Origin of the sequence: Saccharopolyspora kobensis, from assembly GCF_900108315.1 — a bacterium.
Classification (GTDB): domain Bacteria; phylum Actinomycetota; class Actinomycetes; order Mycobacteriales; family Pseudonocardiaceae; genus Saccharopolyspora; species Saccharopolyspora kobensis.
This window is the reverse complement of record NZ_FNVB01000002.1, coordinates 1-13,125: the sequence shown is the minus strand read 5'-3', so window position 1 is coordinate 13,125 and position 13,125 is coordinate 1. Positions and strand designations below refer to the sequence as shown.

Below are 13,125 nucleotides of genomic sequence, written 5' to 3'. Positions count from 1 at the left end.
ACAGAGATTGGACGAACGCGATGCCCCAGATCCGCGGTCTCGGATACCTGACCGTGCAGACCCAGGACGTCGACCGCTGGCGCGAGCTCACGGTGGAGGCGCTGGGGCTGCAGGAGACCACGGGCCCGCATCCCGACGGCCTCTACCTGCGCATGGACGAGCGGGCGGCGCGGCTGGTGGTGCTGCCCGGCGACGCCGACCGGGTGGTCGCCGTCGGCTGGGAGGTGCGCGACCAGTTCGGGCTGGCCGCCGTGCGCGGCGCGGTGGAAGCCGCCGGGATCGCGGTCGAGACGTTGTCGCAGGCCGAGTGCGATGAGCGCCGGGTAGAGGCCGCGATCTCCTTCGCCGACCCGACCGGCACGCCGGTGGAGGTGTTCTTCGGCCCCGTGCTCGACCACAGCCCGCTGCTCACCAAGCACGCCCACCGGTTCGTCACCGGTGACCAGGGGATGGGCCACGTGGTGCTGCCCAGCACCTGCCCGCAGGAGACCGTCGAGTTCTACACCGAGGTGCTCGGTTTCCTGCCGCGCGGTGCCATCCGGCTGGGCGGCGCCGCGGACGGCCCGCCGCGCCGGGTGCGGTTCATGGGCGTCAACCAGCGCCACCACAGCCTCGCGGTCTGCCCCGCGCCGCACGGCGAACCGCCGGGCCTGGTGCACCTGATGATCGAGGTCGAGGAGATCGACACCGTGGGCCGCGCCCTCGACGAGGTCAACCGCCGCGGCTTCTCGCTGTCCTCGACGCTGGGCAGGCACACCAACGACAAGGCGATCTCCTTCTACGTCCGCGCTCCCGGCGGCTGGGACGTCGAGTACGGCTGCGACGGCCTGCTCGTCGACGAGACGTACTACACGGCGGAGGAGATCACCGCGGACAGCTACTGGGGCCACGACTGGTCCGGTTCCGAACCGCTCGCGGCGTTCACCGCGGAGCGCTGACCCGGCAACTCGCGCGCCGGAGGCCTGGAACGGGCCTCCGGCGCTCTCATCGTCGGACCTGACCGCTACGGTCCTCGGTCGTGACCGACCCTTCTTCGACTTCCCGGGCGGCAGCGGACGCCTACAGCGCCGTCGCCGCCCTTTACGCCGAGCTGCCCCGTGACGACCTCGAAAGGCTGCCCCTGGACCGAGCCGTGCTCGCCGCGTTCGCCGAGCACGTGCGGGCCGGCTCGCCCGGCACCGTCGCCGAGCTCGGCTGCGGGCCGGGCCCGGTGACCGCGCACCTGCGCGACCTGGGCCTGGACGTCTTCGGCATCGACCTGTCCTCGGCGCTGATCGACATCGCTCGCGAGACCTACCCCGACCTGCGGTTCGAGGTCGGCTCGATGGACTCCCTGGACCTGGCCGACGACGAGCTGCGCGGCATCGTGTCCTGGTTCTCGATCATCCACGCGCTGCCGGAGGAGGTACCCGGCTTCTTCGCCGAGTTCAGCCGGGTGCTGGCACCGGGCGGCCACCTGCTGCTCGGGTTCTTCGAAGCCGGGGACGGCCCCGTCGAGCCGTTCGACCACAAGGTGGCCACGGCTTACCAGTGGCCGGTCGACGAGCTGGCGCGCCTGGGTCGCGAAGCCGGGTTCGTCGAGGTCGGCCGGGTGCTGCGCGAGGCCGTCGAAGGAGAGCGCGACATCCGCCGGGGAAACCTGTTGATGCGCCTGAGCGACTAGTCCACTAAGGACGAGCAGTGCCGGTGCGGGCGAAATCGGCAGCCCGCACCGGCGTTCAGGCCTTCGGCAGCAGGCGCTTGGACGCCTCGTGCGCCCCGAGCGCGAGCGCGGCCCGGTCGGGGCCGCTGCGCTTCGCCGCGGCGTCGGCGTTGCCGCCGGCCACCAGCACCGGCCCGCGCGCAAGGTGCGCCAGGCCTTCCCGGGCCACGTCGTCGGGCTCGGCGACGTTCAGCCCGGGGATGTCGAAGTTGAGCCCGGCGCGCTCCATCGCCGGAGTCCGGGTCACGCCGAGGACGAGCTCCAGCACGTCGACGCCGTGCTCCCGCAGCTCCAGCCACAGGCCTTCGGCGAAGACCCGCGAGAACGCCTTCACCGCCGAGTAGACGCTGATCCGCGCCTGCCCCAGATAACCGGCCATCGAGCCGACCAGCAGCACCCCGCCGCGGCCCCGCTGCTTCAGCAGCGCGCCGAAGTGGTGGGTGAGCGCGAGCTGCGCGGTGATGTTCAGGTCGATCACCTCGCGCACCCGGTCGAGATCGCCAGTGACGAACTCGTGCCCGTAGCTGTTGGCGCCCGCGTTGAAGATCAGCAGTCCCACGTCGAGGTCGTCGGTGACCGACCGGATGGTCCGCAGCGCCTCCGGGGCGAGCAGGTCGAGCTCCAGGGTGCGCACCTCGACGCCCTTGTCCCGCACCCGTGCGGCCGTGTCGGCCAGCGGCCCGGGCTTGCGGGCGATCAACACCAGGTTGATCCCGGCATCGGCGAGCTGGTCGGCGAACGCGGCGCCCACGCCTTCGGAACCACCGGCGATCACCGCCCACGGGCCGTAGGAGTCCAGCACGTCAGTCCTCCACCTGGATCGGGATCTCGCCTCGGGTCGCCGCTGCGCGCACGGAATCGCGCAATGCGGTGCAGCCGTTGAAGAACTCGCCGTTCGGGCCGGACCCGGGCCGCGCGGCGCGACGCTCGGCGCAGGCGCGCAGCGAGTCGGCGTGCCACTGGATGCTGGTCTGCTCCCAGCTGCTCTTGCGAACCTCGACCTGACCACCGCAGGCGTCGCACCGCACGGGCCGCATGGGGGAGTCGGCCAACCGGCCGTCCGCGCGGACCGCCATCAGGCGCTCCCGTCCGCGGCGGCCAGGTTCGCCTCGACCTCGCGGCGCCAGGCCTCGTTGGGCCGGGTGGTGTCGATCTCGTACTCGAAGCGGTCCACCATCTCCGGCGTCACGTCGGCCACGTCCACGTAGAACTGCTCGTACCAGCGGCGCAGCTGGTAGACCGGGCCGTCCTCCTCGCACAGCAGCGGGTTGTCGATGCGGGTCTTGTTCCGCCAGATCTGCACGTCCTGCTCGAAGCCGATCTTGATGAACTCGCCGATCCTGCGCGCCGTCTCGTCGGCGTCCGGCAGCCGGTCGGAGCGCTTGACGATGATGCCGTACTGCAGCACGAAGGAGTTCGCGGTGACCGGGTAGTGGCAGTTGATCAGCACCGATTCGACGTCGCCGTCGCTGTAGTGGTACGTCAGGTCGTCGATCATGAATGACGGCCCGTGGTAGGCGGCCACCGAGGTGTTGCCGAGCATCTTGGGCGCGCCGCTGCCGGTCTCCTGCGGGCGCGCGTCCTCCCGCCCGACGCCGTTCTGCACCTGGGTGGCGGTGTGGCCCTCGAAGATGTTCTTGAAGTACGTGGGGAACGAGTAGTGCACGTAGAAGAAGTGCGCCATGTCCACCACGTTGTCCACGATCTCGCGGCAGTGCGCGTTGTCGATGGTGATGGAGTACCACTGCCAGTCGGTCCAGCCGTCGTCGGTGGCGCCGGCGATGCGCGGGATCGTCACCTCCGGCGGCGGCGGATTGCCCTCCGGGTCGTTCCACACGAAGAACATGCCGTCCTGCTCCAGCGTCGGCCACGCCGCGGTCCGCGCGCGCAGCGGAACCCGGCGCGCGTACGGGATGTTCTTGCACCGGCCGTCGCCGCCCCAGCGCCAGTCGTGGAACGGGCAGGCGATCTCGTCGCCCTTGACCTCGCCCTGCGACAGGTCGCCGCCCATGTGCCTGCAGTAGGCGTCGAGCACGTTGAGCTCACCACGGGAATCGGCCCAGACGACGAGCTTCTGCCCGAACGCGTGCACCGTGTGCGGCTTGCCGTCCTTGAAGCCGTCGGCGAGCCCGAGGCAGTGCCAGCCGCGGGCGAACCTGGTGGGTGCCTCGTCCACCTCGATCTGCCGGACCTCCTCCACAGCGGTCATGCCCTGCCCCGCCTCTCCGCGTTTTTCAGTGGTGGTTGCGTTCGGGAGTGATCTTGCGTTTGGGGGGCTTCTTGTGGCCGGGTCGCGCCACGGTCCCCTGAGATGCGGTTGAGCAGGGCTGGGGTTGGCACAGGGGGTGTCATGCTCGTCGTCCCTTCCGGTGGGCAGCAGGTCCGGCCGTGAAGTTAGGTGCCTGCGGCGGCCGGAATGGCCGGTGATCCCACTCACCGGTACCTCCCGGCGGCCCGGTGCCCCGCCCGATCGCAGGATGGCGCAGTGCCAGCCCTTCCCCAACCGGAGTCCTGCTCGACCGCACCTCAGAGGACCGTGATGCGACCCAGCCACAAGAAACCGGGAAACGCGAGATCGATCTCGGGCGGAACCACCGCTGAAAATCGCGGAGAGGCGGACTGCGTGCTGGAACGGATCCGCGACGTGCTGCCGGCGATCGCGGAGCGAGCCCGGGACGCGGAGGAGTCCCGGCGACTGCCGGTGGAGACGGTGGCCGACCTGGTCTCCGCCGGTGCGTTCCGGATGCTGCAACCGGAGCGGTTCGGTGGCCTGGAAGGAGATCCGGCGCAGTTCTACGAGGTCGTCCGCGAGGTGTCGGCGGTGTGCGGCTCCACCGGCTGGGTCCTCTCGGTGCTCGGCGTGCACCCGTGGCACGTCGGCCTGTTCCCGGGCGAAGCGCAGGAGGAGGTCTGGGCGGACGGCCCGGACGCGCTGATCTGCTCCTCGTACGCACCCATCGGGCGGCTCCGCGCGGTTGGCGGCGGATGCGTGCTCAACGGCCGGTGGAGCTTCGCGTCCGGCTGCGATCACGCTAGCTGGGCGCTGCTCGGCGGGCTGGTCGTCGGCGACGGCGGGCGACCGCTCGACTTCCTCAGCGTCCTGGTGCCCCGCGAGGACTTCCAGATCCTGGACGTGTGGGATCCCGTCGGCTTGCGCGGCACCGGGAGCAACGATGTCGTCGTGGACGAGGCCTTCGTGCCCGATCATCGGATCGTCCGCAACTACGACATCGCGCAGCTGCGCGGCCCCGGCCGGGCGGTGAACCGCGGGCCGTTGTACGCGATGCCGTTCGGCGCGGTGTTCACCACGGCGGTCGCGGCTCCGGTCGTCGGCGTCGTGGCGGGCAGCTACGCCGCCTACGTCTCGGTCATGCGCGACCGGGTGCGGCTCAGTCTCGGCGGTGGCCGCTTCGTGGAGGACCAGGGCGCGCAGGTGGCGGTGGCGCGCGCTGCATCGGAGATCGACGCGGCGGTCCTGCAGCTGGACCGCAACATCACCGAGCTCTACGACCACGCGGTGCGCGGCGCGGAGATCCCGGTGGAGCTGCGGCTGCGCACCCGCCGGGACCAGGTGCGCGCCACCGAGCGCGCGGTGGGGGCGATCGACCTGCTCTTCCAGAGCGCGGGCGGGAATTCGCTGCGCCGGGGCAACCCGGTCGAACGGGCCTGGCGCGACGCGCACGCGGGCAGCATGCACGTGGCCAACGACGCGCAGCGCGCGCTCGCGCTGTACGGCAAGGGTGAGTTCGACCTGCCGGTCGAGGACACGCTGGTCTGAGCTCAGGTGCGGCGCCTCGCGGTTCGATCGAGTGCTCGACCACACAAGCGCACGCGGGCGGCGCGACCCGTCCCGGTGAGCGGTACGTTGGCGGGGACGGCGACCAGGCGCCCCGCACAATCAGGGGCGCAACCGGATCGACCGAGGGGGAACAGGGTGCCCAGAATCGCCGAGGCCAGGCCGCCTGCGGAGCCCAGCTCGCAGGAGCAGAAGGCGCGTCAGCGCCGGATCCTGCGCGCCGCCGCGAGCCTCGCCACCGAGCGAGGGCTCGACCGCGTGCAGATGCAGGACGTGGCGAAGGAAGCGGGCGTCGCGATCGCCACGCTGTACCGCTACTTCCCCTCGAAGACGCACCTGTTCACCGCCGTCATGGCCGAGCAGGTGGAGCAGCTGGACGGCCTGGCGCGCCCGCCGCGGCCCGGCCAGGACCCGGTCGAGGCGGTGTGCGAGCTGCTGCTGCGCTCCAGCCGGAAGCTGCTGAGCCGCCCGCTGCTGGCCAGCGCGATGATGCAGTCCAACGTCCAGGCCAACGCCGCGACGGTCAGCGAAGCGATCCGCATCGACAAGCTGATGCAGGACGCGGTGCTGCGGATGCTGGGCATCGACAGCCCGACGGCCCGGGACATCCGCCTGGTGAGCCTGGTGATCGAGTGCTGGTACGGGATGCTGAGCTCGGCGCTCAACGGCAGGCTGTCCATGGCCGACGTGGAGGAGGAGATCCGCCTGGCCTGCGGTCTCCTCCTCGCCGCCCGCTCCAACGCCTAGCCGGTCACCTGCGGGACGCGATGTTCTGGATTCCCGTGGTGTCCAGCTCCGCGACGCTGTAGGCCGCGTAGGTCCGGTGCGGTTCGCGACCGGAGAAGTACGGCGTGAGTTCCTCGTCGAGCTCGTCGACGCTGAAGGTCCCCGACGCCGCGGTGAACTTCCGCTCCACCGTGGGCGGGGCCAGCAGCGCGACCATGTCGCCGTAGACCACGAAGACCTGCCCGTTGATCTCCTCCGCCGCCGGTGACGCCAGGTAGGCCGCGAACGTGCCGACCCGCTCCGGGGCCAGGATGTCCAGTTCACCGCCGCTGGGGTCGGCGCTGAAGACGTGGGCCGTCATGTCGGTGCGCGCCCGCGGGCAGATCGCGTTGGTGCGCACGCCGTACCGGGACAGCCCTTGCGCGGTGGAGAGGGTCAGCGCGGTGATGCCCGCCTTGGCCGCCGAGTAGTTCGGCTGCCCGGCGGCGCCGAACAGGAACGCCTCGGACGTGGTGTTGACGATGCGGCCGTAGACCGGGCCGCCCGCGGCCTTGCTGGCGTTGCGCCAGTGCACCGCCGCCGCGCGCGAGACCGACGCGTGCCCCTTGAGGTGCACGCGGATGACGTCGTCCCAGTCCCGCTCGGTGAGGTTGAACAGCATCGTGTCCCGCAGGACGCCCGCGTTGTTCACCACCACGTCCAGGCTGCCGAAGGCGTCCACCGCGGCTTCCACCAGCCGGTCGCCGGTGGACCACTCGCCGACGTCGCCGGTCACCGCCACCGCGTCGCCGCCCGCGGCCTTGATCTCGGCCACGACGCCGTCCGCTGCCGGGCCCATGTCGTTGACGACCACGTTGGCGCCGTGCGCGGCCAGCGCGAGCGCTTCCGCGCGCCCGAGTCCGGCACCGGCACCGGTCACGACCGCGGTGCGGCCCTCCAGCGTGCTGCCACCCATCGAGTTCTCCTTCGTCCGACGATCGACTGCCGCACGAAGCTAGTATTCGTTCTCTTTTTCGATCCTGCGCTGTCCCGCTGAGTGGGCCTGTCGCAGCAAAACACCGGGAAGAGCCGGTTGGATGCGATGGATAACGAATTCTAGTAGTGCGAGGTGTCGCCGCCTCGTGCCCGAAGGAGGGGAGCAGATGCCCGAAGCCGTCATCGTCGAGGCCGGTCGCACACCGGTCGGGAAGCGCTCCGGCGCGCTGTCCGGGCTGCACCCGGCCGAGCTGCTCGGACACGCCCAGCGAGGTGTGCTCGCGCGAGCCGGACTCGATCCGGCGCAGGTCGACCAGGTCGTCGGCGGCTGCGTGACCCAGGTCGGCGAGCAGTCCAACAACGTCACGCGCAACGCCTGGCTGCACGCGGGGCTGCCCCACGGCACCGCGTGCACCACCATCGACTGCGCCTGCGGCTCGTCGCAGCAGGCGGTGCACCTGGTGGCCGGGCTGATCGCCGGCGGCGCCATCGACATCGGGATCGGCTGCGGCGTGGAGTCGATGAGCCGCGTCTTCCTCGGCGCGGCGCTGACCCCGGACACCGGGATGCCGGTGCCGGACTCGTGGACGATCGACATGCCCGACCAGTTCACCGCCGCCGAACGCATCGCGCGGCACCGCGGCATCACGCGGGCCGACGCCGACGCGCTCGGCCTGGCCTCCCAGCGGAAGGCGGCGGCCGCCTGGGCGGAGGGGCGCTTCGACGGCCAGATCATCCCCGTCGGACAAGTGACCCGCGACCAGGGCCTGCGCGAGACCACGGCCGAGGCGCTGGCCGGGCTCGACCCGGTCATGCCCGACGGCATCCACACCGCGGGCAACTCCTCGCAGATCAGCGACGGGGCGGCGGCCGTGCTGCTGATGAGCCGCGAGCGGGCCGAAGCCGAGGGACTGCGGCCGAGGGCCCGGATCATCGCCTCCGGGATGGTGGGCGCAGACCCGTACTACCACCTCGACGGCCCCGTGCTCGCGACCGAGCACGTGCTGGCGAAGTCGGGCATGAAGCTCGGCGACATCGACCTGGTGGAGATCAACGAGGCGTTCGCCTCCGTGGTGCTGTCGTGGGCGCAGGTGCACGAGGCCGACATGGAGAAGGTCAACGTCAACGGCGGGGCGATCGCGCTCGGCCACGCAGTCGGATCCACGGGCGCCCGGCTGATCACCCAGGCCGTCCACGAACTGGAGCGCAGCGACCGCTCCACCGCGCTGATCACCATGTGCGCCGGCGGCGCGCACGCCACCGCAACCATCGTCGAACGGATCTGAGATGGCACGGGAAACCTTGGGGTTGAGCGAAGAGCACCGGCACCTGCGGGATTCGGTGCGGGCCTTCGCCGGACGGCACATCACCGAGACCGAGGTGCGCACCGCGGTCGATGCGAAGACCGAGCAGCTGCCGCCGTTCTGGGCGCAGCTGGCCGAGCAGGGCCTGTTCGGGCTGCACCTGCCGGAATCGGTCGGCGGCGCGGGCTTCGGACTGCTCGAACTCGCGGTCGTCCTGGAGGAACTCGGCCGCAACATGGCGCCGGGACCGTTCCTGCCGACCGTGCTCGCCAGCGCGGTGCTGCTGGAAGCCGGGCACCACGAGCACCTGCCGGTGCTGGCGGACGGCTCGGCGACCGGCGCGGTCGGGCTCGGCGACGGCTTCACCGCCGAGCGCGCCGAGGACGGCGGCCTGCTCGTGTCCGGCTCCGCTGCGCCGGTGCTCGGCGCACACCTCGCGGACGTGCTCGTCCTCCGCGTCGGCGCGGATTCCTGGGTGGTGCTGCCGGGCTCGGCGGCCGAGGTGAGCGAGGTGCCCAGCCACGACCTCACGCGGCGGCTCGCCACCGTGACGCTGACCGGAGTGCACGTGCCCGCTGCGGACGTCCTCGACATCCCGACCGACCGGCCCGGCGACCTGGCGGCGATCCTGTTCGCTGCCGAGGCGTGCGGCATCGCCGACTGGTGCACCACGACAGCTGCGGAATACGCGCGGGTTCGCGAGCAGTTCGGCCGACCGATCGGGCAGTTCCAGGGCGTCAAGCACCGCTGCGCGCGGATGCTGGCCCGCACCGAGGCTGCCCGCGCGTGTGCCTGGGACGCGGCACGCGCGCACGACGCCCAGGATGCAGCGGAAGAAGTGGCCCTGGCGGCCACGGTCGCGGGAGCCACCTGCGTCGAGGCCGGGTTCAGCACCGCGAAGGACTGCATCCAGGTCCTCGGCGGCATCGGGTTCACCTGGGAGCACGACGCCGGACTCCACCTGCGCCGGGCGCAAACCTCGCGCCTGCTGCTGGGTTCCACCGCGCACTGGCACCAGCGGATCGCGCGGCTGGCGCTCGGCGGTGCTCGCCGCGAGGTGACGGTGGACCTGCCGCCGGAGGCGGCCGAGATCCGGGCCGCGGTCCGCGCCGAGCTCGCCGAAGCCGTCGCGCTGCCGGAGGAAGAGCGGATCGCCTACCTCGCCGAGCACGGCTACACCGCACCGCACCTGCCGAAGCCGTGGGGCCGGGGCGCCGACGCGGTCGAACAGCTCACCATCGCCGAGGAGATGCGGGCCGCGCAGCTCAGGGCGCACGACATGGTGATCGGGAACTGGGTGGTGCCGACGCTGATCCGGCACGGCGACGAGGCGCAGCAGCAGCGGTTCCTGCCCGCGAGCCTGCGCGGGGACATCACCTGGTGCCAGCTGTTCTCCGAACCCGGCGCGGGATCCGACCTGGCCGGGCTGGCCACCAGGGCCGAGAAGGTCGACGGCGGCTGGAAGGTCAACGGCCAGAAGGTGTGGACCTCGGTGGCCACCGAGGCGCACTACGGAATCCTCCTGGCCCGCACCGACCCGGACGCGCCCAAGCACAAGGGACTGTCCTACTTCCTGCTGGACATGGACAGCCCGGGCATCACCATCCGGCCGCTGCGCGAGCTCACCGGCGAGGCCCTGTTCAACGAGGTGTTCCTGGACGACGTCTTCGTGCCCGACGACATGCTGGTCGCCCAGCCCGGCGACGGCTGGAAGCTCGCCCGCACCACCCTGGCCAACGAACGCGTCGCCCTGTCCCAGGACTCCTCGCTGGGCGCAGGCGGCGAAGCCCTCCTGGAACTGGCGGCGGCACGAGCGGACGACCACCGCCTCGCGGTGCTGGGCCAGATCCTCGCCGACGCCCAGGCGGGCGCGCTGCTCGGCCTGCGCCAGACGATCCGCTCGCTGAGCGGGCAACAGCCCGGCGCGGAGTCCTCCATCGCCAAGTTCCTCGGCGTGGAGCACGTCCAGCAGGTGTGGGAAACGGCGATGGAGTGGCAGGGCCCGGCGGCACTGCACGCCGACCACCACCGCCCGGATACCGGCGTTCCCACCGCGACCTGGAAGTTCCTCAACACCCGGTGCCTGTCGATAGCCGGCGGCACCACCGAGGTCCAGCTCAACATCATCGGCGAACGGCTCCTCGGCCTGCCCAGGGACCCCGAACCCCACCCCAAACCCTGACCCCGCCCCACCGGCCGTCACCCGGCGCCCGGTCGATTTCGCGCGAGATCGACGTTCACCCGGGTGACGGTCGATTTCGCGCGAGGTCGGTACCACGCGCGGAACCCGACGACACAGGAGAGAACCCGAAGATGGCGATCGACCCCGCCGCGGCGCTGGCGGCCCCACCCACGACGCGCGAGATCTCGTGGACGCAGCGCGACGTGCTGCTGTACCACCTCTCGCTCGGCGCGGGAGCCCGCGCCGACGTCGACCCGGAACTGCCCTACACCTACGAGGCGAACCTCCAGGTGCTGCCCACCTTCGCGCTGGTGGCCGGACAGGGGATCTCGGCGGGTGACCGCGGCGCACCGGGCCTGGCGCTGCCCGGCATCGACGTCGACCTCCGCAAGATCCTGCACGCGGGCCAAGCCCTCGAAGTGCACCGCCCGCTCCCGGCATCCGGCGCGGCAACGGTCAGCAACCGCGTGACCGACGTGCGGGACAAGGGAAAAGCAGCGCTGATCGTCCTCGAATCGACGGCGGCGGACGACACCGGTGCGGCGCTGTGGACGACGACCATGCAGATCTGGGCGCGCGGAGAAGGCGGCTTCGGCGGCGACCCCGGCCCGGAAATCTCCACCGCACTGCCGGAACGCGAGCCGGACGCGGTGCTCAACTCGCCGACCGCACCGGATCAGGCGCTCCTCTACCGCCTCAACGGCGACATGAACCCGCTGCACGCCGACCCCGGATTCGCCCGAGCAGCGGGCTTCGACCGGCCCATCCTGCACGGCCTGGCGACCTACGGACTGGTCGCGAAGGCGATCGTGGACGGACTGCTCGGCGGCGACGCCACCCGCCTGCGCGCGATGTCCGCGCGATTCGCCGGAACACTGCTGCCCGGCGAAACCATCCGCACCGAGGTGTGGCGCGAGAGCGACCGACTCGCGCTCCGCTCGACGTGCCCGGAGCGCGACGGCGCGCCGGTTCTGACCCGCGCGACCGCGGAGGTGACGGCATGACCGCGCCCCAGGAGCTGACTGCTGATCCGCACCAGGACGGTGTCGACGCGGCGGTCGCGGCAGCCCGCCGGGTCATCGAGTCGCTGCTGCGAGCCGGCGGCGGTTCGACGGCGGAGATGGGGCGGATCGCCGACCAGCTCAACTCCGTGGCAGACCACCTCGACGAGCACGCACCGGCGATGAACCAGCGGATGGTGGACATGTGGGCGGGGGAGGGCACCACCCGCCACGACCCCGTGACCGGCCCGGAGAACGCGATCGCGCCCCCGCTGCACCTGACCGGCCGGCCCGACGGCTCGGTGCGCGGAGTCCTGACGCTCGGCCTGCCGTACCAGGGCCCGCCCGGCCACGTGCACGGCGGGATCTCGGCGCTGATCCTCGATCACACCCTCGGGGTGGCCAACCACTGGGCCGGGATCTCGGGCATGACGGCGGAGCTGACGCTGCGCTACCACCGGCCGACGCCGTTGTTCGAGCCGCTGACCGTCACGGGGGCGCAGACCGGTGTGGACGGGCGGAAGATCCGTACGAGCGGTGCCGTCACGGCCGGTGGCGAGGTTTGCGTGTCGGCTGAGGGGTTGTTCATCGCCAAGCACCTGCCTCGTCCGCGTTGATGTCGGTTGGGTTCGATGTCCTAATAGGACAACAAGGGATTCACGTTACCGTGTGAGCAAATGACAACGACACGCCGAGCTGTCCCCCGTCTGTTTTGAGAATTTATGCTGCGAGGCAAGGGCTTTCGCGTTTGATGGGTGTTGTGATCACCTGATTGTGGGACGGTTATTCGCTCGAAACCACGTTCGATCCTTGGGAGAATTTGATGCATGACACCGCTGATGGCTTCCCAGGACGCGACGCCCGCCGCTGGCGCGGGTGTGGTCGTGTCCGCCTTGCCCGCGTGGGACGTGCCCGCGCCGGGTGGGGTGTGGCCGTCTGCGGTTCGGTCCCTTTCCGATGAGGAACTGGCCTCCCGGATCGGGGAGGTGGAACAGCGGATCCGCCAGGCCCGCATGCAGCAGCTCCGGCTGATCGCCGAGGCCGACCGCCGCCGACTGCACACCGCCTGTGGTGCACGCTCGACGCAGGTGTGGTTGCAGACCCTGCTCAACATCGACGGCCAGGACGCCACGACCCGAGTCCGTATCGCCACCGCCACCACTCCGGCCGCGCCCACCGACGCCGCTGATGGTGTGGCTGGGCCGGAGGTGTCCCTTCCGGCGACTGGGGAGGCGTTGGGTGAGGGTGTGATCGGGCTGGAGCATGCGCGGGTGATCTCCCGCTGTGTGTCCCGTCTGCCCGCGCACGTCCGGCACCAGGCCGGTGAGGTGGAACGATTGCTGGTGGACAACGCCTGCCGTCAGTGCCCCCGTGATCTGGAGAAGTTGGCCGACCGGGTGCGCTACACGCTCGACGCTGACGGTGCTGTGGCGGACGAG

General features: G+C 71.2%; 13 protein-coding genes. 9 read left to right on the top strand and 4 right to left on the bottom strand.

Annotated elements, in window-relative coordinates:
- Positions 1-20 precede the first annotated feature (20 nt).
- Entirely contained in the window at positions 21-938 is a 918-nt protein-coding gene (locus C4T78_RS00070; protein ID WP_093346546.1) for a VOC family protein, read from the top strand.
- An 80-nt stretch (positions 939-1,018) separates the two neighbouring features.
- Positions 1,019-1,663 carry a class I SAM-dependent DNA methyltransferase gene (locus tag C4T78_RS00065; protein WP_093346548.1) on the top strand — a complete coding sequence of 215 codons (645 nt, stop codon included), beginning with the start codon at positions 1,019-1,021 and terminating at the stop codon, positions 1,661-1,663.
- A 55-nt stretch (positions 1,664-1,718) separates the two neighbouring features.
- Here the strand turns inward: C4T78_RS00065 and C4T78_RS00060 are convergent, their stop codons facing one another.
- The 3 genes from C4T78_RS00060 to C4T78_RS00050 are packed head-to-tail and all read right to left on the bottom strand — an operon-like array spanning position 1,719 to position 3,911.
- The gene (locus C4T78_RS00060; RefSeq protein WP_093346551.1) at positions 1,719-2,504 is read right to left on the bottom strand and encodes an SDR family NAD(P)-dependent oxidoreductase; all 786 of its coding nucleotides are present in this window, start codon (positions 2,502-2,504) and stop codon (positions 1,719-1,721) included.
- A 1-nt stretch (position 2,505) separates the two neighbouring features.
- On the bottom strand, positions 2,506-2,778 hold the full coding sequence (locus tag C4T78_RS00055) for a ferredoxin (RefSeq protein ID WP_093346553.1): 273 nt from the start codon (positions 2,776-2,778) through the stop codon (positions 2,506-2,508).
- Positions 2,778-3,911 carry a 3-ketosteroid-9-alpha-monooxygenase, oxygenase component gene (locus C4T78_RS00050; protein ID WP_093346556.1) on the bottom strand — a complete coding sequence of 378 codons (1,134 nt, stop codon included), beginning with the start codon at positions 3,909-3,911 and terminating at the stop codon, positions 2,778-2,780. The genes C4T78_RS00055 and C4T78_RS00050 overlap by 1 nt, the downstream gene beginning before the upstream one ends.
- A gap of 414 nt (positions 3,912-4,325) precedes the next feature.
- On the opposite strand from C4T78_RS00050, the gene hsaA reads away from it, so the two are divergent.
- Both hsaA and C4T78_RS00040 read left to right on the top strand, forming a co-directional pair.
- Positions 4,326-5,480, top strand: a complete 1,155-nt coding sequence (gene hsaA, locus C4T78_RS00045; RefSeq protein ID WP_235863017.1) for a 3-hydroxy-9,10-secoandrosta-1,3,5(10)-triene-9,17-dione monooxygenase oxygenase subunit — start codon at positions 4,326-4,328, stop codon at positions 5,478-5,480.
- Positions 5,481-5,636: 156 nt separating this feature from the next.
- The gene (locus tag C4T78_RS00040; RefSeq protein WP_093346561.1) at positions 5,637-6,245 is read left to right on the top strand and encodes a TetR/AcrR family transcriptional regulator; all 609 of its coding nucleotides are present in this window, start codon (positions 5,637-5,639) and stop codon (positions 6,243-6,245) included.
- A gap of 4 nt (positions 6,246-6,249) precedes the next feature.
- On the opposite strand, the gene C4T78_RS00035 is transcribed toward C4T78_RS00040, so the two are convergent.
- Entirely contained in the window at positions 6,250-7,179 is a 930-nt protein-coding gene (locus tag C4T78_RS00035; RefSeq protein ID WP_093346564.1) for a 3-oxoacyl-ACP reductase, read from the bottom strand.
- Positions 7,180-7,366: 187 nt separating this feature from the next.
- Between C4T78_RS00035 and C4T78_RS00030 the strand changes: the two genes are divergently transcribed.
- The 5 genes from C4T78_RS00030 to C4T78_RS00010 form a co-directional block, all read left to right on the top strand.
- Entirely contained in the window at positions 7,367-8,485 is a 1,119-nt protein-coding gene (locus tag C4T78_RS00030) for a steroid 3-ketoacyl-CoA thiolase (RefSeq protein WP_093346567.1), read from the top strand.
- A gap of 1 nt (position 8,486) precedes the next feature.
- A complete protein-coding gene (locus C4T78_RS00025; protein ID WP_093346569.1) occupies positions 8,487-10,685 on the top strand; it encodes an acyl-CoA dehydrogenase family protein in 2,199 nt (732 codons plus the stop codon).
- A gap of 131 nt (positions 10,686-10,816) precedes the next feature.
- Positions 10,817-11,689 carry a MaoC/PaaZ C-terminal domain-containing protein gene (locus C4T78_RS00020; RefSeq protein WP_093346572.1) on the top strand — a complete coding sequence of 291 codons (873 nt, stop codon included), beginning with the start codon at positions 10,817-10,819 and terminating at the stop codon, positions 11,687-11,689.
- Positions 11,686-12,303 (top strand): PaaI family thioesterase, encoded by a 618-nt coding sequence (locus C4T78_RS00015; protein WP_093346574.1) that lies wholly within the window; start codon positions 11,686-11,688, stop codon positions 12,301-12,303. The genes C4T78_RS00020 and C4T78_RS00015 overlap by 4 nt, the downstream gene beginning before the upstream one ends.
- 210 nt (positions 12,304-12,513) lie before the next feature.
- Positions 12,514-13,125 (top strand): DUF222 domain-containing protein (locus tag C4T78_RS00010; protein ID WP_146075826.1); only part of this gene is annotated, 612 nt, incomplete at its 3' end.